This window comes from Kocuria sp. KD4 (genome assembly GCF_011769905.1).
Taxonomy (GTDB): domain Bacteria; phylum Actinomycetota; class Actinomycetes; order Actinomycetales; family Micrococcaceae; genus Kocuria; species Kocuria marina.
In genome coordinates, this window is record NZ_CP050449.1 from 1,486,473 (window position 1) to 1,511,158 (window position 24,686).

General features: G+C 66.9%; 22 protein-coding genes. 12 read left to right on the forward strand and 10 right to left on the reverse strand.

Features of this window, described 5'->3' with window-relative positions; genetic code table 11:
- Positions 1–110: 110 nt before the first annotated feature.
- Both pepN and glgC read right to left on the reverse strand, forming a co-directional pair.
- Positions 111–2,804 carry an aminopeptidase N gene (gene pepN, locus HBK84_RS06715; RefSeq protein ID WP_167318499.1) on the reverse strand — a complete coding sequence of 898 codons (2,694 nt, stop codon included), beginning with the start codon at positions 2,802–2,804 and terminating at the stop codon, positions 111–113.
- Positions 2,805–3,012: 208 nt separating this feature from the next.
- On the reverse strand, positions 3,013–4,257 hold the full coding sequence (gene glgC / locus HBK84_RS06720) for a glucose-1-phosphate adenylyltransferase (protein ID WP_144931875.1): 1,245 nt from the start codon (positions 4,255–4,257) through the stop codon (positions 3,013–3,015).
- Positions 4,258–4,435: 178 nt separating this feature from the next.
- Between glgC and glgA the strand changes: the two genes are divergently transcribed.
- The 6 genes from glgA (at position 4,436) to HBK84_RS06750 (ending at position 9,014) form a co-directional block, all read left to right on the forward strand.
- The gene (gene glgA / locus HBK84_RS06725) at positions 4,436–5,629 is read left to right on the forward strand and encodes a glycogen synthase (protein WP_064845206.1); all 1,194 of its coding nucleotides are present in this window, start codon (positions 4,436–4,438) and stop codon (positions 5,627–5,629) included.
- A 77-nt stretch (positions 5,630–5,706) separates the two neighbouring features.
- Complete coding sequence (locus HBK84_RS06730; protein ID WP_064845191.1) at positions 5,707–6,165, forward strand: general stress protein; 459 nt, start codon at positions 5,707–5,709, stop codon at positions 6,163–6,165.
- Positions 6,166–6,532: 367 nt separating this feature from the next.
- Positions 6,533–7,021 (forward strand): hypothetical protein, encoded by a 489-nt coding sequence (locus HBK84_RS06735; protein ID WP_085106052.1) that lies wholly within the window; start codon positions 6,533–6,535, stop codon positions 7,019–7,021.
- A 621-nt stretch (positions 7,022–7,642) separates the two neighbouring features.
- The gene (locus HBK84_RS06740) at positions 7,643–8,011 is read left to right on the forward strand and encodes a YciI family protein (RefSeq protein WP_167318500.1); all 369 of its coding nucleotides are present in this window, start codon (positions 7,643–7,645) and stop codon (positions 8,009–8,011) included.
- A 176-nt stretch (positions 8,012–8,187) separates the two neighbouring features.
- Positions 8,188–8,637, forward strand: coding sequence for a DUF3054 domain-containing protein (locus HBK84_RS06745; RefSeq protein ID WP_167318501.1), 450 nt, complete (start codon positions 8,188–8,190; stop codon positions 8,635–8,637).
- Between the two features lie 95 nt (positions 8,638–8,732).
- Positions 8,733–9,014: an Lrp/AsnC family transcriptional regulator gene (locus HBK84_RS06750; protein WP_206069136.1), complete on the forward strand. Its 282-nt coding sequence runs from the start codon at positions 8,733–8,735 to the stop codon at positions 9,012–9,014.
- A gap of 112 nt (positions 9,015–9,126) precedes the next feature.
- Here HBK84_RS06750 and trpD read toward each other — a convergent pair whose 3' ends face one another.
- On the reverse strand, positions 9,127–10,182 hold the full coding sequence (gene trpD / locus HBK84_RS06755; RefSeq protein WP_144996670.1) for an anthranilate phosphoribosyltransferase: 1,056 nt from the start codon (positions 10,180–10,182) through the stop codon (positions 9,127–9,129).
- Positions 10,183–10,357: 175 nt separating this feature from the next.
- On the opposite strand from trpD, the gene HBK84_RS06760 reads away from it, so the two are divergent.
- From HBK84_RS06760 to HBK84_RS06780, 5 genes are all read left to right on the forward strand, one after another.
- Positions 10,358–10,996, forward strand: a complete 639-nt coding sequence (locus HBK84_RS06760; RefSeq protein ID WP_064845194.1) for a heme-copper oxidase subunit III — start codon at positions 10,358–10,360, stop codon at positions 10,994–10,996.
- Positions 10,997–11,053: 57 nt separating this feature from the next.
- Complete coding sequence (locus HBK84_RS06765) at positions 11,054–11,845, forward strand: c-type cytochrome (protein ID WP_167318503.1); 792 nt, start codon at positions 11,054–11,056, stop codon at positions 11,843–11,845.
- A gap of 58 nt (positions 11,846–11,903) precedes the next feature.
- Positions 11,904–13,010 (forward strand): ubiquinol-cytochrome c reductase iron-sulfur subunit, encoded by a 1,107-nt coding sequence (locus tag HBK84_RS06770; RefSeq protein ID WP_082943120.1) that lies wholly within the window; start codon positions 11,904–11,906, stop codon positions 13,008–13,010.
- On the forward strand, positions 13,010–14,677 hold the full coding sequence (locus tag HBK84_RS06775) for a ubiquinol-cytochrome c reductase cytochrome b subunit (protein ID WP_064845196.1): 1,668 nt from the start codon (positions 13,010–13,012) through the stop codon (positions 14,675–14,677). Before HBK84_RS06770 ends, HBK84_RS06775 begins: the two co-directional genes overlap by 1 nt.
- A gap of 882 nt (positions 14,678–15,559) precedes the next feature.
- Complete coding sequence (locus tag HBK84_RS06780; RefSeq protein ID WP_370520509.1) at positions 15,560–16,210, forward strand: hypothetical protein; 651 nt, start codon at positions 15,560–15,562, stop codon at positions 16,208–16,210.
- Positions 16,211–16,613: 403 nt separating this feature from the next.
- On the opposite strand, the gene HBK84_RS06785 is transcribed toward HBK84_RS06780, so the two are convergent.
- The 5 genes from HBK84_RS06785 to HBK84_RS06805 form a co-directional block, all read right to left on the reverse strand.
- A complete protein-coding gene (locus HBK84_RS06785; RefSeq protein WP_064845200.1) occupies positions 16,614–17,018 on the reverse strand; it encodes a cytochrome c oxidase subunit 4 in 405 nt (134 codons plus the stop codon).
- The gene (ctaD, locus tag HBK84_RS06790; protein ID WP_064845201.1) at positions 17,015–18,736 is read right to left on the reverse strand and encodes a cytochrome c oxidase subunit I; all 1,722 of its coding nucleotides are present in this window, start codon (positions 18,734–18,736) and stop codon (positions 17,015–17,017) included. The genes HBK84_RS06785 and ctaD overlap by 4 nt, the downstream gene beginning before the upstream one ends.
- Before the next feature lie 10 nt (positions 18,737–18,746).
- The gene (gene coxB / locus HBK84_RS06795; RefSeq protein WP_186368796.1) at positions 18,747–19,610 is read right to left on the reverse strand and encodes a cytochrome c oxidase subunit II; all 864 of its coding nucleotides are present in this window, start codon (positions 19,608–19,610) and stop codon (positions 18,747–18,749) included.
- Between the two features lie 278 nt (positions 19,611–19,888).
- Positions 19,889–20,257: an iron-sulfur cluster assembly accessory protein gene (locus HBK84_RS06800; protein ID WP_167318504.1), complete on the reverse strand. Its 369-nt coding sequence runs from the start codon at positions 20,255–20,257 to the stop codon at positions 19,889–19,891.
- 85 nt (positions 20,258–20,342) lie between these two features.
- A complete protein-coding gene (locus HBK84_RS06805) occupies positions 20,343–21,755 on the reverse strand; it encodes a dipeptidase (protein ID WP_167318505.1) in 1,413 nt (470 codons plus the stop codon).
- 105 nt (positions 21,756–21,860) lie between these two features.
- Here HBK84_RS06805 and HBK84_RS06810 point away from each other — a divergent pair, with 105 nt between their 5' ends.
- A complete protein-coding gene (locus tag HBK84_RS06810) occupies positions 21,861–22,493 on the forward strand; it encodes a DUF3043 domain-containing protein (RefSeq protein WP_144996682.1) in 633 nt (210 codons plus the stop codon).
- 72 nt (positions 22,494–22,565) lie between these two features.
- On the opposite strand, the gene HBK84_RS06815 is transcribed toward HBK84_RS06810, so the two are convergent.
- Positions 22,566–23,660: a quinone-dependent dihydroorotate dehydrogenase gene (locus tag HBK84_RS06815; RefSeq protein WP_167318506.1), complete on the reverse strand. Its 1,095-nt coding sequence runs from the start codon at positions 23,658–23,660 to the stop codon at positions 22,566–22,568.
- A gap of 186 nt (positions 23,661–23,846) precedes the next feature.
- Complete coding sequence (locus HBK84_RS06820; RefSeq protein WP_144931864.1) at positions 23,847–24,638, reverse strand: isoprenyl transferase; 792 nt, start codon at positions 24,636–24,638, stop codon at positions 23,847–23,849.
- Positions 24,639–24,686: the final 48 nt, after the last annotated feature.

A 24,686-nucleotide genomic window follows, 5' to 3' on the forward strand; every position in this document is an offset into this window, starting at 1 on the left:
CCCTCGCAATAGCGCCGACGCGTGCTCCGCCGCGGCATCACACCACATGCTAACCGTTGATCCCAACGCATCGATATTCATCCGCTCGGTGGAAAGCGGACCCCCAGGGTTCACCGGGACAGGCACGCCACCTGCAGTTCCACGGCCCTTTCGGCGTCCGCCGCGAGTTCCATGATGATGCGTCGCAGGGCCCCCGGGGCGTCCCGGTGGGCGTCCAACCACGCGTGGGTCTCCCGCACCACGGGGTGTTCCTTCGGGTCAGACGACGCCGCCCGCACCTCGATCGCGCGCGGGTACAGTCCGCGCACCATACGGGTCGCGATCTCCATGGAGTGGGTGTCCCACCATTCGGCGAAGTGGGCGAAGTACTCGGACTCGTAGCGATGCAGCACGGCAGGGGCCGCCAACTGGAAGCCGGAGATCGTGGCGCTCAGCTCGTCGTTGGACAGCTCCCCGGCCACGATCCGCTGCCACGCCTCGTCCTTGGCCCGGTCCGAGCGGATGGCGGCCATGGCCCGGGTGTAGCCCAACCGGCCGTCGCGGGTGGGATCCTGCGCGTGTTCGGTCTCCAGCTCGGAGACCGTGGCGTGACCCGTGGCGGTGAGCGCGGTGAGAAGGGACCAGCGCAGCTCGGAGGACAGGGGCAGACCGGCCACCGTGCCCTCGTCCCCGAGCCACTCCTGCACCTGACGGGCGTAGCTGCCGTCCCGCGCCGCTTCGCGGGCGAAAGCGCGCGCGAGTACCAGCTGCTCACCGGAACCCGCCTCCGCGGCCAGCAGGGCATTGCGCAGGGCCTCGAAGAATTCACGCCGCGAGGCGGTGCGGTACTGGTAGGGCACGTACTCGCCCAGGGCCTGACCCGCGTGGTCCAGCACGGTCGTGAGGATCGCCGCGTGACGCTCCGCACCGCACTCACGCGCCGCCATGGACACGTACTCCCGCGGGGACAGCCGGGCATCGCGCACCGCGGCCCACACCTGCGAGTGCGCCACCGCTCGCGCGAGCGGGTCCTCGATCGCCCCCACCAGGCGGGTGATGGCCGCAAGCGATTCCGGGTCCGGATGGGCCAGGCAGTACGTGAGGTCAGTGTCGTTGACCAGCAGGAACGACTCGCCGTCCTGGGCCTCGCTGCTCGGGGCGTCGCCTAGACCCGTGACGGGAACGGGTGTGTCCGAGGCCGGCACCCGTACCTCGGTGCGAGCCGTGTTCACCACGGCATCGCCATCCCGCGTGTACCGGCCCACGGTCAGCCCGTGCGGACGCAACGACGCCGCTCGCTGGGTCAGCGTGGCGCTCGCCACCGCGGTGCCGTCCACTGCGGCGGGGTCACCGGACCCCGCGCCGTCGTGCGTGGCATGTGCACCCGGCGCCGCGGCGTCGTCCACCGAGCCCGGGAGGCGGACCTCCAGGACGGGGACACCCGTGGTGTGCAACCACTGCTGGGCCCACGCGCGGACGTCGTGATCGCTGGCCTCGTCCAGGACCTCCAGGAAGTCGTCCAGGCTCGTGTTCTCGAACGCGAACCGGCGGAAGTACGCACGGCACGCGTCCATGAACGCTTCCTCACCCACGAACGCTACGAGCTGCTTCAGCACGGAGGCGCCCTTGGCGTAGGTGATGCCGTCGAAGTTCTGCCGCGCGGCCTCCAGGTCCGGGATGTCCGCGACGATCGGGTGCGTGGTGGGCAACTGGTCCTGGCGGTATGCCCACTCCTTACGGGCGAGCGCAAACGTGACCCATGCGTCCGTGTACTCGGTCGCGTGCACGGACGCGTACGCGCCCATGAACTCCGCGAAGGACTCCTTCAACCACAGGTCGTCCCACCACCGCATGGTCACCAGGTCCCCGAACCACATGTGGGACATCTCGTGCAGCAGCGTGTTCGCCCGCCCCGCCAACTGCGCCCGCGTGGCACCCGACGGGAACAGGTACGCCTCCGTGAACGTCACGAGCCCCGGGTTCTCCATGGCCCCCAGGTTGTACTCCGGCACGAACGCCTGCTCGTACTTCCCGAACGGGTACGCGAACGCGAACAACCGCGGGAAAAAATCCAGACCCTGCTTGGTGAGCATGAACAGCTCCTGGGTGTCCATGTACTCAGCGAGCGCCCGCCGGCAGTACAGCGTGAGTGGGATCGTCACGGCCTCGCCCTGGGGGTCAGTGCCGGACCACTCGTCGGTGAACCGGGCGTAGGGCCCCGCCAGGATGGCAGTGATGTAGCTCGAGATCCGCTGGGTGGGGGCGAAGTCGTGGGCCACCGCACCGGGGACGTCGCAGTCGTCGGTGGTGTTCTGCCCCGTGGGGTCCCCGTTGGACGCCGCGAGCCACTCCGGGGGCGTGATCACGGTGAAGTAGTAGACGGCCTTGAGGTCCGGTTGCTCGAACACGGGGAACACCCGGCGGCAATCGGCGGGCTCGTACTGGGTGTAAAGGTAAACGGAGTCGTCCTGGGGGTCCACATAACGGTGCATGCCCTCCCCGGAACGTGAGTACAGCGCGCGACCCACCACGTGCAGCTCATTGGCCGTGCCCAGCTCCGGCAACCTGATCCGCGAGCCCTCCACGACGTCGTCCACGTCCAACGACTCGCCATTGAGTTCCACGGCGCTCACGGTGTCGTGAATGAAGTCGATGAACGTCTCCGCACCCGCCTCCGCGGTGAAGCGCACCGTGACCTCGGTACCGAATGTCGTGGCGCCCGGCTCCCGTGCTCCCGAGAGATCCACCGTGACCCGGTAGTCCTCTACCCGGATCTGCTCCGCGCGCGTCATGGCATCTTCTCTGGTCAGTGAGCTGGCTCCCATGACCCCAGTGTAGGCATCCGCCCGCCCGCGCCCGCTTGCGGCCAGCTGGGCGTGCCGGGCAGACGGCGACGCTGCCGTCGGCAACCGCGCGATGCGGCGTCGTCGTCCCCGCCCGGGCTCCCGACCGCGCCTTCTTCGGCGCCTACGACGGCGGCCCCGCTCGCGTGAGCGGGGCCGCCGAGTGGGTGTCACGGAACGAGAACCGGACTCAGTTCTGGAAGCGGTAGTTCTTGGGCGCGATCGTCAACCCCGAATCCGTGACCGTGAGCCCGCGGGCGAGGTCGCGCTCGCGGTCCAAGCCCACCGTGAACCCGGGCGGGACGATCACGTTCTTGTCCAGGATGGTGCGGTGCACGGTGGCCCCGGCGCCGATCTGCACGTTCTGCATGAGCACCGATTCGGTCACGCGAGCGTCGTGCTCCACCTTGACCTTGGGGGAGAGCACCGAGGAGCCCACGTGCCCGCCGGTGATCAGCACACCGGGGGAGACGATCGAGTCGAAGGCCACGCCGGCCTGACCGTTGGGCCCGCGCACCGTCCTGGCCGGCGGGGCCATGATCTGGTGGGTGTAGATGGGCCAGTCGTAGTTGTAGAGGTTGAACACCGGCAGCGGACGGATCAGGTCCATGTGAGAGTCGTAGTAGGAATCCAGGGTGCCCACGTCCCGCCAGTACTGGCGGTCGCGGTCGGTGGAACCCGGGACGTCGTTGTGGGTGAAGTCGTAGACCATGGCCTCACCGCGGTCCGCGAAGTGGGGCATGATGTCCCCGCCCATGTCGTGGTTGGTGTCCCCGCGCTCGTTGTCCGCGCGCAGCGCCTCCACGAGGGCGTCCCGGTCGAAGACGTAGTTGCCCATAGACGCGAGGAACGCGTTCGGGTCGTCCGGCAGGGGAGCGGTGGAGTCCGGCTTCTCCACGAACCGGGAGATCCGGGTGGGGTCCTGCGGGTCGGTCTCGATCACACCGAAGGACTTGACCATGTCCATGGGCTGACGCACCCCGGCCACGGTCGCCTTGGCCCCGGACTCGATGTGCTTGCGCACCATGTCCGAGAAGTCCATCCGGTACACGTGGTCTGCGCCCACGACCACCACGATGTCCGGATCGGCGTCGTCGATCAGGTTCATGGACTGGAAGATCGCGTTGGCCGAGCCCAGGAACCATTCCTTGCCGCGGCGCTGCTGCGCGGGCACCGAGGTCACGTAGTTGCCCAGCTGCGTGGACAACCGCCACGTCTCGGACAGGTGCCGGTCCAGGGAGTGGGACTTGTACTGGGTGAGCACCACGATCTGCAGGTACCCCGAGTTCACCAGGTTGGACAGCGCGAAGTCGATCAACCGGTACCCGCCCGCGAACGGCACGGCGGGCTTGGCCCGGTCCTCCGTCAACGGCATCAGGCGCTTGCCCTCCCCACCGGCCAGAACGATGGCAAGGACTTTCTTGTGTCGTGACATTCGTACCCCTCACTTCCCGAGCCAGTCAGAGCCCTCGCGGACCACAACACGGCGTCGTCTTTGACTGGTCTTCCCCGTCATTGTGTCCCACTCGGCAAGGCGGAACACCGTGTCGCCGGAAGTTTCGCGAACTTTTGCGCACCTGTGTGCGAGCACCCCCGTGCAGTACGCTCGCAGTGTGCGAGTAGACATCCTGAGCAAAGAGTTCCCGCCGACCATCTACGGGGGAGCGGGGGTGCACGTGGCCGAGTTGTCCCGCGTGCTCGCACCGCTCGTGGACCTCAACATCCGCTGCTTCGGCGAACCCCGGGACCCGGACTTCCACGGCGCCCAGGTGCAAGCGTATCCCGTGCCGGGTGAACTGGCCGACGCCAACGCCGCCGTGCAGACCCTCGGGGTGGACCTCACCATGATCGGGGACATCCAGGGCGCGGATCTGGTGCACTCCCACACGTGGTACGCCAACATGGGTGGGCACCTGTCCTCCCTCATGTACGACATCCCCCACGTGCTCTCCGCCCACTCCCTGGAACCCCTGCGCCCGTGGAAGGCCGAACAGCTCGGCGGCGGGTACCGGGTGTCCAGCTTCGCGGAGAAGACCGCCTACGAGGCCGCTGCCGCGATCATCGCCGTGTCCGACGGCATGCGCCGCGACATCCTCGCCTCCTACCCGGACGTGGACCCCCAGCGTGTACGCACCGTGCACAACGGGATCGACGTCAGCCAGTGGGACCGAGACGAGAACACCGACGTCCTGGACGAGTACGGCATCGACCCCACCAAGCCCTCCGTGGTCTTCGTGGGCCGCGTGACCCGCCAGAAGGGCGTGCCCTACCTCCTGCGCGCCGCTCTGCAGCTGCCGCCCGAGGTGCAACTGGTCCTGTGCGCCGGCGCCGCCGACACCCCCGAGCTCGGCGCCGAGGTCAACGCCCTCATCGACCAGCTCAAGACCGAGCGCGAGGGCGTGGTGCTCATCGAGAAGATGCTGCCCCGCCGCGCCGTGATCCAGATCCTCTCCCACGCCACCGCCTTCGCGTGCCCCTCCGTCTACGAACCCCTGGGCATCGTTAACCTCGAAGCCATGGCCTGCGGCGCCGCCGTGGTCGCCACTGCCACCGGGGGCATCCCCGAAGTCGTCGTCGACGGCGAGACCGGCCGCCTGGTCCCGATCGAACAGGTCACCGACGGCACCGGCACACCCTTGGACCCCCAGAAGTTCGTGGACGACTTCGCCGCAGCCCTCACCGACGTGGTCTCCGACCCCGACCGCGCTCACCGCATGGGGCAGGCGGGACGCACGCGCGCGGAGGAACACTTCTCGTGGGAGTCCATCGCGCAGCAGACCCTGGAGGTCTACCGCTCGGTGCTGTGAGCTCTCGATGCCGTGAGCCCGGTTGATATGGTGGAAGCGGGGCGTTTGCATCATACATACCAATTGTGAGGGGAATCATGGCCTACGAGATCCAGACCGCTGCCGCTAAATACGAGACGATCGCCCGCTTCCCCGATTACGCCGAGGCCCAGGCCGTCGTGGACACGCTCTCCGACCGCGAGTTCGATGTCTCCACCGTCAAGATCGTGGGCGAGGGCCTGCGCTCCGAGGAATACGTCACCGGTCGCCTGACCAAGGGCCGCGCCGCGCTCGCCGGCCTGGGTTCCGGCGCGTGGCTGGGCCTGTTCATCGGCATCCTGTTCGGCCTGTTCGCCCCGGCGTTCGGCTGGCTGTCCATCATCCTGTGGTCCGTGGTGATCGGTGCCGTGTGGGGCGTGATCTTCGGTTTCGTGGCGCACCTGGCCACCGGCGGGAAGCGAGACTTCAAGTCCGTGCGCACCACGGCCGCGGACACCTACCTGGTGCAGGTCCGAGCCGAGCGCGCCCACGAGGCCATCACGGTCCTCAACCGCTGACTCCCTGCCGGTCCGCGCCCTCCGGCGCCCTCTCGACCGGTTTGAATAATTGACGACGACGGGCGGTCACCCTTCCGGGGTGGCCGCCCGTGGTCGTGCGCGTTCCGGCACGTCGACTCCGTCGCCGCGCGGGCGGGGCCGCTTCGGCTGCAGAGTATGCGGGTTCGGATCGTCGTTCGCGCAGCAGGGCCCCGGTACAACGGTCAGGCCCGGCCGTCGGAGACGAACCATGGTCCCCAGCCCGTGGTCAGCCGTCGGCCGGGGCCGCAAGCACCCCGGAGAGTAGCGACTCGACGGCGACTGCGAACGCGTCGTGTGTCTCCTGCAGGGAGCGCGAGCGCACGCGGGGGATGGGGGAGCGGGCGACGTGTGTGTCGTTCTTCTCGCTTTCGCATGGCCCACGGCCACGTCCCGGGTGGAGAACCTGCCCGGGGCGGTAGTCGGTTCGCAGGAGCAGGTCGATGCTGTTACCCAGAAGATGCCCGAGCACCTGCTCGAGCTGCACCCGATGGCCAACAGTGAGGACGCGGTCAACGGGATCACGTCGCGGGAGGTGTGCGGCGGGATCGTGCTGGGGGAGCAGCCCGAGATCCTCACGGCGAGTGCGGCCAGCCCGGTGGCGTCCCAGATGCTCACGGGCGTGGAGACGAACATGCAGCGCTGGATCGACCAGCAAGTGATCGCGGGGATGCAACAGGCGCCGCAGAAGATGGCGTCGGGCGGCGGCGCGGCCCCGGTGGCCCTGGGGCTCCGGGACAAAGTGGGGGCGCTGCCTCCGGGGGTTTCGTGCAGGCCCAGCGTGGCTCGGGTGCGGGGCAGACGCCGGGAGCCACGGGGGCGACTCCGCCCACCGTGAGGGTCACGGACGTGGTGCCCCTGTCCGACGACGACCCGCGGGGGAGATCTGGGCACCGATCGGATGGTCGGCGCTGGGAATCATCCTGACGGTGCTGGGGCACCACAAGAAGGAGTGGGCGCTGCGGTCGGCCGAGGGCTGAGGGTGCCGGCGGGAGAGGCCCAGGGACCGTTCCGGCCACTCCACTTTCGGACTACTTTACATAATGTACATTATCGGTCATAGGGGTACGCCGGCAGCGACGCTATATGGGGCGAACCTCATTCGGCCTCTGCGATGCCTCAGGTGGCCACGCGTGGACACCCAGCCTCGAATCTCTCCGGCACGAGTCACCCCGGGACGTAATGCGGCACGTTGCCTGCTGCACGACGCACCGCACGACGACATGGATCAACGAATCGGGACATGTGCGGCATGAAATTCCTGCCGGTGTACATCCCGGTCAACATCCTGCGCCATGATGAGTTCCATGGTGGCCCATGGGCATCAGCCGACCGATTCCGTCCGTGGATTGCACCTGGTGCCTCATCCCGCCGATGGCTCCGGACAGCGCCACCATCGATGCGTCAAGGTACTCAATTGACAAGGTAGTAGATATTCCACAATGCGAAAGGCTCTACCATGACCCAGTTCATGATCTCCGTCTTCCACGATCCGGGCGTCCAGGCCTCCGGCGAGGCATATCAGTCCAAGGACGACATGCAACGCGCTTTCGACGCAGTCGCCGCCTTCAACCAGGATCTGCAGGATTCCGGTCAGTGGGTGCTCGCCGGTGGACTCACACCGCCGGAAACCGCTCACACCGTGGACGCCACGGGTGCGTCCGGTGATGCGCCTGTGGTCTCCCTTGGTCCCCCGGTGGGCTCGGGTGCGGCGTTGGGTGGGTTCTGGATCGTCGAGGTCTCGAGCGAGGCGGGCGCCATGGAGCTAGCAGCCAAGGCGTCGGCGGCATGCGGCCAACCGGTGGAGGTCCGAGCTCTCGAGGTGTGAATGGCCCCGTGCGCCGACAACGACCCAAAAGGACCACGCGTCGCAGGGCGAAGCGCAGGTCGTTTGCTTCCGGTCTCAGGTGGGACTCGAACTCAAACCTAGAACCTTCACGATAAACTTCGTCCAGAATCACGTGCCGACAAGAGCCACTCCAAACACCGCCATAAAATAGAGACATGAGCTCGCAACCCAGTCCCGGATCGGACTCCAGCACATCAGTGGCCTCTCCCCCGCAGTCGCCTCGGCCAGCTCCTCCCGCCGAGCGAACCGCGAGGGCCTGGCCCCTTTTCCTGGCCGTGGACCTCGTTCTGGTGATCGTTTTCGCCGCCATTGGGCGATCCGCCCACGGCGAGGACGTCCTGGGCATGCTCACGACCGCGTGGCCCTTCCTCGTGGGCACCCTCATCGGATGGTTCGCGGCCCGAGGTGCGCACCGCCCGGCCGCCGTGGTGCCCACGGGCCTAGTCGTGTGGCTCAGCACCGAGATCGTGGGCATGTTCCTGCGGACGCTCACCGGCCAGGGCACCGCATGGTCGTTCGTCCTGGTCAGCCTGGTGGTGCTGGGAGTGTTCCTGGTGGGCTACCGCCTCGTCCTGGCGGGCGTGGCCCGAGTTCGTCGTCGCTGATACGGCCACGACTCCCCTGCCACCGGCCGCTTCGAGACGCCCGCCGCGCCATCGACCCACCGATACAGTGGAGTGACACCGTGGAAAGGAACCCCATGTTCACCGCCATCGTTTTGATCAAGACCTCGTCGGACCGGATCCCGGAGGTCGCCCAGGAGGTCTCGGACATCCGCGGCGTGACCGAGGTCTATTCGGTGACCGGTGAGTGGGACCTGATCGCCGTGGTCCGGGTCCACCAGCACGAACGGCTCGCGGACGTGATCGCCGATCAGCTGTCCAAGGTCGAGGGTGTCGAGTCCACGAGCACCAACATCGCCTTCCGCACCTACAGCACGCACGATCTCGACGCCGCGTTCTCATTAGGCATCGACGACTGATTCCCGGACCGTAGAACGAACGACGCCGGCCCCCCGGAACCCGGGCGAGCGGCGTCGTCGTCAGCTCATCGGAAGGCGAATAGGCCGCCGACGCGCGGCCGCCAAGTAGCGGTCAGCGGGCCGCGAACTCGACCCAGCGCGTGAGGACGTCGCGCGCGGCACCCGAGTCGATGGACTCCGCCGCACGCCCAACGGCGGCCTCGAAACGCTCGGCGAAGGGAGCATCGGTGCTCTCATCGATGGCCACGAGGCCGGCCGCGGCATTCAACAAGACCGCGTTGCGCACGTGTCCGGGCGAGCCGTCGAGGACGTCGCGCACCACACCCGCGTTGTAAGTGGCGTCCTGGCCGCGCAGATCCTCGATCGTGGCGCGCGGCATGTCCAGGTCGAGGGGTTCGAGCGAGTGCTCAGTGGTCCGGCCGTCCCGCACCTCCCAGATCCGCGACGGCGCAGTGACGGTGAGCTCGTCGAGCCCGTCACCGCCGCGGAAGACGAGCGCGCGATCGCCGCGGTTCTGGAACACACCGGCCATCAGCGGGGCGAGGGCCTCGTCCGCGACGCCGATCGCCGAGGCCTTGACCTTGGCCGGGTTGGTGATCGGGCCCAGGAAGTTGAAGGCCGTGGCGACCCCGAGGGCCTTGCGTGCGGCGGCCGCAAAGCGCATGGACGGGTGGAAGGTCTGCGCGAATAGGAAGGTGATCCCCACCTCGCGCGCGGCGCGCTGGACGCGCTCGACGGGCATGTCCAGCTGCACGCCCAGGGCCTCCAGGACGTCCGCCGATCCCGATTTGGACGACGACGCCCGGTTGCCGTGCTTCACGACCCGCACCCCCGCGCCCGCGCACACCAGGGCGGACATCGTGGAGATGTTGACGCTCGAGAGGCGGTCCCCGCCGGTGCCCACGATGTCCAGCGCCGGGGCGGGAACGGAGATGGGGCGGGCGTGAGCGACCATGGCGTCCGCGAGACCGTTGAGCTCGGCCACGCTCTCCCCCTTGGTGCGCAGCGCCATGAGGAAGCCCGCGACCACGGTGTCGGGGACCTCGCCCGCCATGATGTTGTCCATGGCCCAGTAGGACTGGTCCCATGACAGGTCCTCGCCGCGCGACAAGCTCGTCAACACGTCTGGCCAGTGGTTGTTCGTGCGGGAGGCGTTCGAGGTAGTCACGGCTTCGACTCTATCGCGCCGTCACTCCGCGTGACGCAGTGCGGCGGTAGGCCGCGGCCCACCGCGGCCCGGCGGACGGGAGGGTCGTCCAGATCACACCTCGGGGACGCGACACGATGCGCTGCGGAGGCCGTGGTGGTTGGTTCGCCGGGAGTTTTGGCGACATAATGTCTCTGTGACAACTGCGACTCATACCCCAGCCAAACCGGTGGGCGCGACCATCACTCGCCCCAACCTCACATCCGTGGGCACCATCGTGTGGTTGTCCTCCGAAGTGATGTTCTTCGCCGGACTCTTCGCCATGTACTTCACTCTGCGCGCCACCTCCCCGGAGGTCTGGCACGAGAACACACAGCTGCTCAACGTGCCTATGGCGTTGGCCAACACCATCGTCCTGGTGCTGAGCTCCGTCACGTGCCAGTTCGGCGTCTTCGCCGCCGAGCGGCTCCAGCCCCGGCGCACCGGCGGCATCCTCCAGTTCACCAAGTGGGGCATGACCGAGTGGTTCGCCCTGACCTTCCTCATGGGCGCCGTGTTCGTGTCCGTGCAGGTTTACGAGTACGTCGCTCTCGTTTCCGAAGGCGTCACGATCGCCGCGAACGCCTACGGCTCCGCCTTCTACATCACCACCGGTTTCCACGCCCTGCACGTGACCGGTGGCCTGATCGCATTCCTCTTCATCATGGGCCGCGCCTTCGTTGCCAAGCGCTTCGGTCACTACGAGGCCACCTCGGCCATCGTGGTGTCCTACTACTGGCACTTCGTCGACGTGGTCTGGATCGTCCTGTTCGTGCTGGTCTACTTCATCAAGTAGGCCCCCAGGACCGTTCGCCCATTCAAGTTCTAGAACCGAGTAAAAGGAACGTTTGACGTGAAGGCACTCTCACAAAAGCGCCGCCATCCCATGGCAGCCCTCGCGCTGTTGGTCATGGCTTTGCTTCTGACCGGTGGACTCTACGCAGTTGCCACAACCACCAATGAAGCCAAGGCCGACACCACCACGTACTCGGCTCAGGACGTCGAGGAGGGGCAGAAGCTCTTCCTGTCCAACTGCTCCACGTGCCACGGCATGCAGGCCCAGGGCACCAACACCGGTCCCTCCCTGATCGGCGTGGGCGCTTCCTCCGTCGACTTCCAGGTGGGGACCGGCCGTATGCCCATGCAGATGCAGGGCCCCCAGGCGCAGGTCAAGCCGCAGCAGTTCAACGACGAACAGACCAAGCAGCTCTCCGCGTACGTGGCTTCCCTGGGCGCCGGCCCCGCCGTCCCCGAGGAGGAGTACCTCGACATCAGCGAGGGCAACTCCGCCAACGGCGCCAAGGTGTTCCTGGCCAACTGCGCCATGTGCCACAACGCCGCTGGCCAGGGCGGTGCCCTGACCCGCGGCAAGTTCGCCCCCTCCCTCATGGGCGTGAGCGAAAAGCACATCTACGAGGCCATGCAGACCGGCCCGCAGAACATGCCGGTGTTCAACGACGCTAACATCACCCCCGAGGAGAAGCGGGACGTCATCACGTACCTGAAGACCCTCGACAACAACACCAACGTGGGTGGCTTCAGCCTCGGCTCCCTGGGCCCCGTGTCCGAGGGCCTGTTCATCTGGACCATCGGCCTGGTGATCGTCATCGGCTTCACCGTGTGGCTGACCTCGCGCTCCGCCTGAGAGCGCCCCGCCGGTACCCACCGGCACCCGAAACAGTATTCACAGCACCAAGAGAAGAATGAGGGACCACATGGGCGACCATCGTGACGGCACTCCCCACAAGAGCGGGGCGGTTGTCACCTCGGACGGAACGGGCACGGAAAACTTCCCCAACCCGGGGCTTCCACCGCACCGCCCCCGCGTGACGGACGTAGATCCCAAGGCCGCGAAGCGAGCTGAACACCAGGTGGTCCTGCTGTTCCTGCTCTCCATCATTGGATCCATCCTGTTCTTCGTGGCGTACTTCGGTATCCGCGTGGACGGTCCTCTGTACGACGCCGTCAACACCGAGCCCACCGCGCAGCTGCGGTTGCAGAACCTGCTGCTGGGCCTCGGCATCGCCCTCGGCATGTTCGGCATCGGTATCGGGGTGGTCCACTGGGCCCGTACCCTCATGCCGGACCACGAGATCGTGGAGATGCGCCACGACCTGCGCCCGGAAGAGGACCGTGCCGAGGCGCAGGGCATCCTGAACACCATCTACGACGAGTCCGGTGTGCGGCGCCGCCCGCTGCTGCGCAACACGCTGATCGGCGCCGCAGTGCTCATGCCCCTCCCCTTCGTGGGTCTGCTCAAGGACCTCGGTCCCACCGACCTCAAGGTCCTGCGCCACACCATGTGGGACGAGGGCGTGCGCCTGGTACGCGACCCCTCCGGTACCCCCATCAAGGCGTCCGACGTGACTCTCGGTTCCGCGTTCCACGTGGTCCCGGAGAACCTCAGCAGCCTGAGCCACGAAGAGGGCTACCTGGACGAGAAGGCCAAGGCCGTGGTCCTGCTCATGCGACTGGCCCCGGAGGACGTCAACGTCTCCCCCGAGCGCAGTGACTGGAACGTGGACGGCATCTTCGCCTACTCCAAGGTCTGCACGCACGTGGGTTGCCCGATCGCCCTGTACGAGCAGCACACGCACCACCTGCTGTGCCCGTGCCACCAGTCCACGTTCGACCTTACGAACGAGTGCGAGGTCATCTTCGGCCCGGCATCCCGCCCCCTGCCGCAGCTGCCCATTACCGTTGATTCCGACGGCTACCTCGTTGCCCGTAGCGACTTCCACGAGCCCGTGGGACCGACCTACTCGCAGCGCGATCTCGCCGTCCAAGACATGCAGGATGAGGCGAACTAATGTCCACATCAACAGACTTCGAATACCGCCCCACGACCACCACGGGCCGGATCGCCAACTTCGTGGACACGCGCGTGGGCGCCTCCGCGATGGTCAAGGAGTTCGGCCGTAAGGTCTTCCCCGACCACTGGTCCTTCATGTTCGGTGAGGTCGCCCTCTACAGCTTCATCATCCTGTTGCTGTCCGGCACCTTCCTGGCGTTCTGGTTCGACCCCACCATGACGTCCCTGCCCTACAACGGCAGCTACGTCCCCATGCAGGGTGTCGAGATGTCCGGGGCGTACGCCTCCACCCTGCACATCTCGTTCGACATCCGCGGCGGCCTCTTCCTGCGGCAGCTGCACCACTGGTCCGCGCTGCTGTTCGTCATGGCGCTGTCCGTGCACATGCTGCGCGTGTTCTTCACCGGCGCGTTCCGCCGCCCGCGTGAGCTGAACTGGGTCGTGGGTTGCGTGCTCTTCATCTTGGCGATCGTGGCCGGCTTCTCCGGCTACTCGCTCCCCGACGACGTGCTCTCCGGTAACGGTCTGCGCATCGCGGACGCGATCGCCAAGGCCGTCCCGATCGTGGGTACCTACATCTCCATGTTCATGTTCGGTGGCGAGTTCCCCGGCCACGCGATCATCGGTCGCCTCTACATCGTGCACGTGCTGATCATCCCCGCGTTGATCCTCATGATGATCGTGATCCACCTGTTCATGGTCGTGGTCCACAAGCACACCCAGTTCCCCGGTCCGGGGCGCACCGAGGACAACGTGGTGGGTTTCCCCGTGGGTCCCATTTACGCCGCGAAAGCGGGTGGATTCTTCTTCATCGTGTTCGGCATCCTGGCCGCCATCGCCGCGACCACCACGATCAACGCGATCTGGAACTACGGTCCCTACGATCCCTCCCCCGTGCAGGCTGGCTCCCAGCCCGACTGGTACATGGGCTTCTCCGACGGCGGTCTGCGCCTGATGCCCGGTCACTGGCCCTTCTCGTGGGAGGTCAACATCTTCGGTCTGGCGGTTCCGCTGGCCATTCTGTTGCCGCTGATCCCCATGGCCCTGATGTTCGGTGTCATGTTCGCGTGGCCGTGGATCGAGCGTTGGGTGACCCGCGACAACCGCGTGCACAACATCCTGGACCGTCCGCGTAACGCGCCGTTCCGCACCGCCGTGGGCGCCGCCGGCGTCACCTTCTACGCCATCCAGATGATCGCGGCCAGCGGCGACCTCATCGCCACCCACTTCCACGTGGCCGTGAACGACGTCATCTACTGGCTGCGAGCCCTGTACTTCCTGGGCCCCATCCTGGCGTTCATCATCACCCGCCGCTTCTGCCTGTCCCTGCAGCGCAAGGACCGGGAGATCGTGCTCCACGGCCGCGAGTCGGGCCGCATCCAGGCCCTGCCCCACGGTGAGTTCGTGGAGGTCCACGAGCCCCTGGATGAATACCGTCGCTACAAGCTCGTGAACTTCGAGGACCGCGAGGTCCAACCCGCTCGTGCCAATGCCAAGGGCAAGGTCACGGCGAGTGAGAAGATGCGCGGCAGTCTGAGCCGGATCTTCTTCGAGGACCGTGTGGCCCCCGTGACGCCCGCCGAGCTGGAAGCGGCTCACGGTCATCACCACGCCGAGCCCGCCAGCGTCGGCGCCGGCTCGCACAGCGCACAGATCGAGAAGTAGGCCCCGGGCCCAGCTGACTCGATCGCTGATCGGGAGGGCCCGTTCGGATCACATAATCCGAACGGGCCCTTTCTTATGCCTCCAGCCCGGAGCCGGCTGGTCACTGTTCTATGCGCTGGCCTCGGCCTCTGTACGCGGCGTCCCGGAGCTGACGGGCACGGCAAGGGTGACGCTCCCGTCCCCATGGATGGTCTGACGATACGGTCCCACGGCGGTGAGCCCCTTGCCTCGAAGTTCCGTGTCCAGCATGAGCCATGCGTCCCCGGTATTGACCGGCCGCTCCCCGAACCGAATGACAGCTGCCGTTCCGGCCCCCGGTAAGGTCACGGGGCGAGTACCCATCATCGGCTCTCCGACGGCCACTGTGACCCGAATTAGCGTCCTGTCGCTCGTTCCGTCATAGCAGAGATGCACCTCCCGCGATTCGATGGCGCCCTGGCCGTTCAACCGCTCGAGAAGGCGAGCCACGGCCCTCGGGATCTCGGTTTCGTCCCGTACCGCTTCCGACATGCCGTGCAACTCGAGCTCCGGCAGGCCTACCAACGCGAGCCCGTGGGCCATCGCTCCCCCTTGCCCTGCAATTTTCCCCATGGGCTCCATGGAACCATTTAACCCATGACACGGTGTCAGCGGAAGCGTCAGCCTCATCCCCGCTCGATGGTGGCCGCCGCCACTGTGGGCAAGAGAACCCCCGTGACCTTCTTCGTGGCCCTTTCGTCCAGCAGGATGGAGGGGTGCTGACCGGTCGGTCCTCGGCATGATCGTTGGCCCCAGTCGTCGATGATCTGGGGGGTGTTGTCACCGAGGGCCGGTCCGGTGGTCGTGGATCGCTGATAGAGGCGGGATCGCCCCTGGAGGGCCTTCGTAACGTGGATGCTGAGCGTGACCATCTCCCGGTCGGCCAGCATGCTCGTGCAGCAGCGGAGGAGAAGGGACTCGGCCCTGTCAGAGCAACCACAACCAGCGGTGTTCCTCGGCCTCGACGTCGGCGAGTCCGACCACCACGCCGTGACCACGGCCGGGAAGACGGTCTACGACAAGGCACCGCCCAACGACGAGGCCCGGCTGCGCGCGGTCCTGGATGACCTGGCCGCCCAGATCACCGCCACCTCCAACCGGCTGCGCGGGATGCTCCCCCAGATCCACCCGGCCCTGGAACGGGTCTTGGGGCCGCGGGTCACCCACCCGGCGGTAGCCGACCTGCTCAGCCGCTACCCGACCCCGGCCACACTGGCCGCGGCCGGTGGCGGGCACGTGCGGGCCAGGCTCAAGAAGCACGCACCCAGGCTGGCCGAGCCCCTCACGGAGGAGATCTTCGATGCACTGAGCCGGCAGACCGCGGTGGTGGCCGGGACCGAGGCAGCTGCCCGCTCGGCCCGGCGCATCCACCGTCACCTGCTGGATCTCGGGCACCAGATGCACCTGCGCACCGTGGGTCGGTGTCTGGCCCGCCTGGGGATTTCCCGCCTGCGCGACCTCACCCCGCACGGGGACGACCTGCGGCGGCCGCCGCGACGGATCCGTGCAGCATAGCCCGGGCACATGGTCCATCTCGATGTCGTCATGAATTCGCCTCTGCTTCCGCGCGGTATCCAGCACATCGGCGTCACCGCGCCCGATCTCGACGCCACCACCCGGTTCATCGTCGACAGACTCGGTGCCGGGGTCGTGTACGACGGCCTGACCGCGAACGACGAACCACGCCGAGGGCAAAGGGCCGGTCCACGTCAAGGCACCGTGGGGAATGCTCGTCGAGCTCCAGAGCATCCCCGCCGGCCATTACTACCTTGAGGGCTCCACGACGCGCGTATCGATGCCGGACCCCCGCCCACAAAGCTCGGGGCTGATCACGAACCTTGCCCCGGTTGGGAGATATGACGAGGCCCGCACCATCCCATGATGGTGCGGGCCTCGTCCTATGGTCAGCGGATGCTGATCAGTGAGCGTGCTCCCCGCGGGAGTGCTCGAAGACCAGGCCCAGCAGACCGAGAGCGGCCACCGGGACCGCCAGGCCGATGATCCACCAGCCGACCGCCAGCGCGGTCACGAACAGCGCCGAGCCGATGCCGAGCAGCAGGGGCCACCAGCTCCACGGGGAGAAGGCCCCGTAGTCACCGGACATCTCCACGATCTCACCGTCCTCGCGGTCCTCCGGGAGCGTGCCCCCGGTGGACCGCTGCACGAGCCAGAGGTAGACCACGAGCATGAAGCTCATCGCGGCCACGGCCAACAGTGCGGGGAACCCGGCGAGTTCCTGGAACTCGGTGACGAATCCGTAAACCAGACCCACCACGGTGCAGAACACACCAAGCAGCAGGAACGTCTTGATAGTTGCGCTCATCGTCCGTTCCTTCCGGTGCCGCCCACCAGGGGGGTCTCGGCCTCATATTGCTGGCTGGAGAACGCCGAGAGCTCCGGATGGTGGAGATCCAGCGCGGGGCGCTCGGAACGGATCCGAGGCAACGAGGTGAAGTTGTGACGCGGGGGCGGGCAGGAGGTGGCCCACTCGAGGGAACCACCAAAGCCCCACGGGTCGTCCACTTCCACCTTCTTGGCGTTGCGGTGGGTGGTGTACACGTTCCAGAAGAACGGGATCATGGACACGCCCAGCAGCATGGAGCCGATGGTCGAGAACTGGTTCATCCAGGTGAACCCATCCTCGGGCAGGTAGTCGGCGTAACGACGCGGCATGCCGTCCACACCCAGCCAGTGCTGGATCAGGAACGTCATGTGGAAGCCCACGAACAGCAGCCAGAAGTGGATCTTGCCGATCCGCTCGTTGAGCATCTTGCCGGTGAACTTGGGCCACCAGAAGTAGAAGCCCGCGAACATGCCGAACACGATGGTTCCGAAGATCACGTAGTGGAAGTGCGCCACCACGAAGTAGGTGTCGGAGACGTGGAAGTCGAGCGGCGGCGTCGCCAGGATAATGCCCGTGAGACCACCGAACAGGAAGGTGAAGAGGAAGCCGAGCACCCACAGGATGGGCGTCTCGAACGTCAGCGACCCCTGCCACATGGTGCCAATCCAGTTGAAGAACTTCACGCCGGTGGGCACCGCGATCATCATGGTCATGAAGGAGAAAAAGCCCAGGGCCACCGCGCCGGTCACGTACATGTGGTGCGCCCACACGGTCACGGACAGCGCCGCGATTGCGATGGTCGCGAAGACGAGACCCTTGTACCCGAAGATCGGCTTGCGGGAGAACACCGGGACGATCTCCGAGACGATGCCGAAGAACGGCAGGGCCAACACGTAGACCTCGGGGTGACCGAAGAACCAGAACAGGTGCTGCCACAGGATGGCGCCACCGTTCTCGGCGTCGAACACGTGGCCGCCGAGTCGCCGGTCCATACCCAGCGCGAACAGGGCGGAGGCCAGCGGCGGGAAGATCATGATGATCAGCATGGAGGTGATCAGCGTGGTCCAGGTGAAGATGGACATGCGCCACATGGTCATACCCGGCGCACGCATGCACACGATGGTCGTGATGAAGTTCACGCCACCCATGATGGTGCCGAAACCCTGCAGGCCCAGGCCGAAAACCCATAGGTCACCACCAACGCCCGGACTGAATGTCGTGCTGTTCAGTGGCGCGTAGGCGAACCATCCGAAGGAGGCCGCGCCCTGCGGGGAGATGAACCCGGATACCGCGATGAGCGAGCCGAAGAGGAAGAACCAGAACGCGAGGGCGTTCAGACGGGGGAAGGCCACGTCCGGCGCACCTAGCTGCAGGGGCACGATCACGTTGGCGAAACCGATGAACAGCGGGGTGCCGAACATCAGCAGCATGATGGTGCCGTGCATGGTGAACAGCTGGTTGTACTGTTCCTTGGTCTCGAGGATCTGCATGCCCGGCTGGAAGAGCTCGGCGCGGATCAGCAGAGCCATCACGCCACCGGCGCAGAAGAAGATGAAGGACGAGATCAGGTACATGTACCCGATGGTCTTGTGGTCGGTCGAGGTGAGCCAGTTGACGATCACCCGGCCCTTGGACCGTGGGACAACGCGGGGTGCGGTCGTGGCCGCGTCGTCCCGCGAATATTCGAGCGTAGACATTGCCTATCCCCTAGTTGTTGGACGTTTCGTTGAGGTTCGGGTTGCGGTTGTACTCGTCCCCGAGGATGCCCGTGTTGCCTTCGTCGCGCAGGCGCTGCATCTGGGCGTCGTACTCCTGCTGGCTCACGACGGCCACGTTGAAGAGCATCTCGGAGTGGTACTCACCGCACAGCTCGGCGCACTTGCCGGCGAAGGTACCCTCGCGGCCGGTGGTGAAGCTCATGTAGTTGGTGCGATCCGGGATCATGTCGATCTTCTCAAGGAAGGCGGGCACCCAGAACGAGTGGATGACGTCGCGGGACGTGATCTCCAGCTCGACCTTGCTGTCGGCCGGCAGGTACAGGGTGGGCAGGGTCTCCTCGACGCCGGGCTCGCCCGTGAGGTGCGCCTGGATGCCCTGGTAGTGGACGTTGTCGTCCAGGTAGTTGAAGTCCCACGCCCACTGCTTGCCGTACACCTGGATCTTGACGTCCGGGTTCTCGAAGCGGTCCGTGATGGCCGTTTGTGCGCGGAACGAGAAGAAGAAGAGGGTCACGATCAGGGCGATCGGGACGATCGTGTAGAAGATCTCCAGCGGGGCATTGTACGCGAGCTGGCGGGGGTAGCCGGTCTCGTTCTTACGCCGCCGGTAGGCGACCATGCACCAGAGCATCAGACCCCACACCACGAGACCCACGCCGAGCGCCGCGATCCACGACCCGATCCACAAGTCGATGACCTGATCGGCGTTATCGGTGGTGCCCCGTTCGGTGGGCAAGAAGCCCAGCTTCGATTGCTCCGAGCAAGCGGTGAGCGAGATCGTCGCCAGGACTGCCACTGCCGAGGCCTTGAGCGCTCGGCCGCGGCGGCTGCCGGTTCGAGTTTGCGAACTCACAGACGGCCCTTCCTCTTTGTGTGTGTGGGTTCCGCATCGGTCCTGCGCGTGGGCACAATGGACGCGTTGCCCGTGGATGGTTCTCCCTAGGAAGCTTACCCCTCCGCCCCCGGATCCGCTGACACTGTGTCAGCACGCCGTGTCGCGAGCGGGGCCGTCCGCAGACCCCGCCGATCCCCTCCCCTACGTGCACCGATGAGCCCCTTGAGCGGGCACGGAAAAGGGGTGCGCACGGACCCCCGTGAGGATCCGAACGCACCCCTGTTCGGTGCGATCGATCAGTGGAACGAGTCACCGCACGCGCAGGAGCCCTGCGCATTGGGGTTGTCGATCGAGAAGCCCTGCTTAGAGATGGAGTCCTCGAAGTCCACGGTGGACCCGCTCAGGTACGGGACGCTCATTTTGTCCACGATGACCTCCACGCCGTCGAAGCCGCGGACGTGGTCGCCGTCGAGGACGCGCTCGTCGAAATACAGCTGGTAGATCAGCCCGGAGCAGCCGCCCGGCTGCACGGCGACGCGCAGCCGCAGGTCGGTGCGCCCCTCCTGCTCGAGCAGGTCGCGGACCTTCTGGGCCGCGGTGTCCGTGAGCAGGACCTCGTGGGTGGGCGTGTCCTGGGTGGTCTCGTTGTCGGTGGTGACGCTCATGGTGCTCACTTTCTGTGCGACGCGGGGTTGCGACCCCGGGTTCGGTGGATCCCTTCTGCCTGGTGGAACGCGCCGGCGCGGAGAATCATTCCGCGCTGCGCTCTTCCTGTTGGGCCAGCGCCGCGAGCACGAGGGCCTCGGCGGTGACGGCGTGCAGGAAGTCCCCGATGTGCAGGGATTCGTTGGCGCTGTGGGCCCGGGTGTCCGGGTCCTCGATACCGGTGATCAGGATCTGTGCCTTAGAATACGCCCGGGTGAGGGTCGCGGTGAAGGGGATGGATCCGCCCATCCCCGCCGTGATGGCCGGACGTCCCCACGCTTGTTCGAAAGCCCACAGGGCGATCTGCGAGCTCACGGCACCGGTGTCCGCACGGAAGGCGGGGCCGGTCTCCTCCAGCGCGAAGCTCACGTGCGCGCCGAACGGGGCGTTGTCCTCCACGTGCTTGCGCAGTGCCTCCCCCGCTTCCCGTTCGTCCTGGCCAGGAGCGATCCGCAGGCTCAGCTTGGCGCGCGCGGTGGCCGCGATGGTATTGGAGGCGGTCGCGACATCGGTGACGTCGATCCCCGTAACGGACAGCGCCGGCTGGGTCCACAGCCGCGACGAGATCGAGCCGCGCCCGGCAAGTTGCACACTGTCCAACACGCCGGCGTCCTCGCGGAAGCGGTCCTCGTCGTAGTCCACGTCCGTGTCGTCCTCGCTCAGCAGCCCAGCGACGGCCACGGCGCCGTCGTCGTCGTGCAGGGTCGCGATCAGTCGCGACAGCAGCGTGGGTGCGTCCAGAACGGGCCCGCCGAACATGCCGGAGTGCACCGAGTGGTCCAGCACGCTGACCTCCACGATCCCTCCGACGACGCCGCGCAGGCTCGTCGTGAGTGCCGGGACGCCCACTTCCCAGTTCGCGGAGTCCGCGATCACGATGACGTCCGCGGCGAGCTTGTCCCGGTGCGCGGCCAGAAAGTCCTCGAAGCCGGGCGAACCGGCCTCCTCCTCGCCCTCGATAAACACGGTCACACCCAGGCCCGGGTGCTCGCCGATGCGCTCGAAGAATGCGCGTAGCGCGCCCACGTGCACCATAACGCCGGCCTTGTCGTCGGCCGCGCCGCGACCCCAGAGCCGACCGTCCTTCTCCACGGCCTCGAACGGCTCGGTGTTCCACAGTTCGCGCTTGCCCGGGGGTTGGACGTCGTGATGGGCGTACAACAGGATCGTGGGGTACCCGGGTGCCGCGGCCTTGCGAGCGACGACGGCGGGGTGCCCCGGAGCGTCCCCGCGGGGCTCGCGCAGGATCTCCACGCTGTCGAAAGGCAGGCCCCGGAGCAGACCGGCCACGGCCTCGGCACTGCGCTCGAGGTCGGCGGCGTCGAACGAGTCCCACGCGATGCCGGGGATCGCCACGAGGGAGCCGAGTTCTTCCAGCAGGATGTCCCGGGAACCGTCCACGCTCGCCCGGAGGGCGTCGACGGTGTCGGAGCTGGGACGTGTGAAGTCAGTAGCCATGGGCCCAGCCTACCGGCGGGAGCTCGGCGCGCACCGTGGCAAGCCCGTTCGGTTGCCTCCTGTCACGCGCGCGGTGACGTCGTGGCACTCCGGTAGGCTTGTCGGGTGTTTCGACGCAAGAAGTCAGCTGAATCCTCGGGATCCACCGCCGTGGGCGCGCGCGCCACGGCCGATCCCGCCGTCCCCACCGACCGCGGTGGGCAGCCCGGTGGCGGGAGGACGCCCGAGGGCAAGAAGGGCCGCCCCACCCCCACCCGCAAGGAACAGGAGGCCGCGCGTCGCCGACCCCTGATCCCGGAGGACCGCAAGGCCGCCAAAGCCGAGTCCAGGATCGCGGAACGGGAACGGCGCGCCCAGGCACAGGCCGGCATGGCCGCCGGAGACGAACGCTACCTGGGCCCGCGGGACGCCGGGCCCCAGCGCCGTTTCGCCCGGGACTGGGTGGACTCCCGGTTCAACATCGGCGAGTACGTGCTGATCTTCCTGCTGCTGATCCTGGTCCTGATGTTCCTGCCGGTGCAGTCCGTGGCCATCACACTGATCTGGATCGTGTACGGCTACATCATCCTGTGCGTGATCGACGCGATCATCATGTCCAACCGACTGCACGCGGCACTGCGCCGCACGTTCGGCACCGTCCAGCCCGGCACCCGCTGGTACGCCGCGATGCGTACCTTTACGATGCGCCGCATGCGTCTGCCCAAGCCGCAGGTGCGCCGGGGCGAGCGTCCCGAGTAACACCCGCAGAACCCGCGAGGGGTCGGCCCACCATAGTGGGCCGGCCCCTCGTTCCATCGGTTCCGTGGGTACTCAGTGCGAGGTGCGCCGTGCGGCCCGGCGCAGGCCGCGGTTGATCCGCGCCGCCCAGAACGGCCCCTCGTACAGGAACGCGGTGTAGCCCTGCACCAGGGAAGCACCGGCGTCCAGTCGCTCGATCACGTCCCGGGCACTCGTGGCCCCTCCCACGGAGATGAGCACGAGGTCCTCCCCCACGTGACCTCGCAGCAGCTTGAGCACCTCGATGGAACGACGCCGCAGGGGCGCCCCCGAGAGTCCGCCGGCTCCACACGCGACCACGTCCTGTGCGTCGCTGCGCAGGCCGAGCCCCTCGCGGGCGATCGTGGTGTTTGACGCGACGATGCCGTCCAGCCCCAGGTCCCGGGCCAGGTCCGCGACCGCGAGGACGTCCTGGTCCGCGAGGTCCGGAGCGATCTTGACGAGCAGCGGCACGTGCCACGACGTGACCCGGTCCGCTTCCTCCCGCACGGCTCGCAACAGCGGTCGCAGCGCATCGAGCTCCTGGAGTTGGCGTAGTCCGGGGGTGTTCGGGGAGGAAACGTTGACCACGAGGTAGTCCGCATACGGGGCGAGCACGCGGGTGCTGCGCACGTAGTCGTCCGTGGCGTCCTCGAGACCCACGGCCTTGGTCTTGCCGATGTTGACGCCCACCACGGGGCGCGCACGATGCGTACGGGCGGCGTCCTGGGCGAGGCTCTGCAGTGCCGAGGCCACTCGCGGGGCCACGGCCTCCGCTCCGTCGTTGTTGAAGCCCATACGATTGATCACGGCGCGGTCCTCGACCAGGCGGAACAGCCGCGGACGGGGATTGCCCGGCTGACCCTGGCCCGTGACCGTGCCGATCTCCACGTGGCCGAAGCCGAGGTTCGTCAACGCGTGGGTACCGGTAGCGCCCTTGTCGAAACCCGCGGCCAGACCGAATGGGGACGGGAAGGTGAGCCCCATGACATGGACCTCGTTGCCCGGATCCGGGCGGGTGAGGCGGTGCAGCACCCGCCCCAGGCCCACACGGCGGGCCAGCTTGATCCCCGCGAACCCCACGGTGTGGGCGAGTTCCGGGTCCATCCGGGAGAAAACGAGATTGAAGAAAGCGGGGTACACGCGCATGGGGCCAGTTTTTCACACGGGGTGCCCGCTCCCGGACCACCTCGGGCGCATCACCGGCGGGTATGCCAAGTGGGCGCTGATACGACGGGAAGACGAGTTCAGGTTAGATACAGTCTCAATCTAAACTCGAATTATAAGTATCAATATTCAGTTGAAACTCTAAATACTGAGGACCCAATTCAGCGGTTACTCCCCCGTGGCCGGGGCCGTCTGATCCATCGCTCCCCCGTATCGTCGGTTGCGGTGAGCGTAATCCTCTACCGCACGCCACAGCACACGGCGGTCCATGTCCGGCCACAGGATATCCAGGAACATCATTTCCGCGTATGCGGACTGCCACAGCATGAAATTGGACAGCCGCTGTTCTCCCGAGGACCGCAGGAACAGGTCCACGTCCGGTAACTGGGGCTCATCCAGGTACCGCTGGACCATGTCCTCGGTAATCGACCCGGGCGTGAGCCGCCCCTCCTGGACGTCCCGAGCCATCGCGACCGCGGCGTCGGCGATCTCCGCGCGACCGCCGTAGTTCACGCACATGGTCAGCGTGATGACATCGTTGTCCTGGGTCTCGCGCTCCGCGGTCTCCAGTCGGTTGATCACGGACTTCCACAGGCGGGGGCGCCGCCCTGCCCACCGCACCTTGATCCCCCATTCCTTGAACGTGGGCAGCTGGCGGGACATCACGTCCCCCGTGAAGTTCATGAGGAACGCGACCTCGGCCGGGGACCGTTTCCAGTTCTCCGTGGAGAACGCGTACGCGGACACGTACGGGATCCCCAGGTCGATGGCTCCCGCGACGACCTCCATGAGGGCTCGCTCACCCTCCCGATGCCCCTCGGTACGCGGCAGTCCGCGGTCGTTGGCCCAGCGGCCGTTGCCGTCCATCACGAGGGCCAGATGTCGGGGAATGGCATCGCGATCCAGGGCGGGCACCGTGGCACCGCTGGGATGGGGCGGCGGCGGGGCGAAGCGGCTCATGCGGGGATCCTTTCGAGAAGCGACGGGGTGGTCCTCCCCCACCCTAGA

Excerpts from the sequence above, each read along its gene's own strand:
- pepN (WP_167318499.1), bottom strand. The coding sequence starts at position 2,804 with ATGGGAGCCAGCTCACTGACCAGAGAAGATGCCATGACGCGCGCGGAG.
- glgC (WP_144931875.1), bottom strand. The coding sequence starts at position 4,257 with ATGTCACGACACAAGAAAGTCCTTGCCATCGTTCTGGCCGGTGGGGAG.
- HBK84_RS06730 (WP_064845191.1), top strand. The coding sequence starts at position 5,707 with ATGGCCTACGAGATCCAGACCGCTGCCGCTAAATACGAGACGATCGCC.
- HBK84_RS06740 (WP_167318500.1), top strand. The coding sequence starts at position 7,643 with ATGACCCAGTTCATGATCTCCGTCTTCCACGATCCGGGCGTCCAGGCC.
- HBK84_RS06745 (WP_167318501.1), top strand. The coding sequence starts at position 8,188 with ATGAGCTCGCAACCCAGTCCCGGATCGGACTCCAGCACATCAGTGGCC.
- HBK84_RS06750 (WP_206069136.1), top strand. The coding sequence starts at position 8,733 with ATGTTCACCGCCATCGTTTTGATCAAGACCTCGTCGGACCGGATCCCG.
- HBK84_RS06770 (WP_082943120.1), top strand. The coding sequence starts at position 11,904 with ATGAGGGACCACATGGGCGACCATCGTGACGGCACTCCCCACAAGAGC.
- HBK84_RS06775 (WP_064845196.1), top strand. The coding sequence starts at position 13,010 with ATGTCCACATCAACAGACTTCGAATACCGCCCCACGACCACCACGGGC.
- HBK84_RS06785 (WP_064845200.1), bottom strand. The coding sequence starts at position 17,018 with ATGAGCGCAACTATCAAGACGTTCCTGCTGCTTGGTGTGTTCTGCACC.
- ctaD (WP_064845201.1), bottom strand. The coding sequence starts at position 18,736 with ATGTCTACGCTCGAATATTCGCGGGACGACGCGGCCACGACCGCACCC.
- HBK84_RS06800 (WP_167318504.1), bottom strand. The coding sequence starts at position 20,257 with ATGAGCGTCACCACCGACAACGAGACCACCCAGGACACGCCCACCCAC.
- HBK84_RS06805 (WP_167318505.1), bottom strand. The coding sequence starts at position 21,755 with ATGGCTACTGACTTCACACGTCCCAGCTCCGACACCGTCGACGCCCTC.
- HBK84_RS06815 (WP_167318506.1), bottom strand. The coding sequence starts at position 23,660 with ATGCGCGTGTACCCCGCTTTCTTCAATCTCGTTTTCTCCCGGATGGAC.
- HBK84_RS06820 (WP_144931864.1), bottom strand. The coding sequence starts at position 24,638 with ATGAGCCGCTTCGCCCCGCCGCCGCCCCATCCCAGCGGTGCCACGGTG.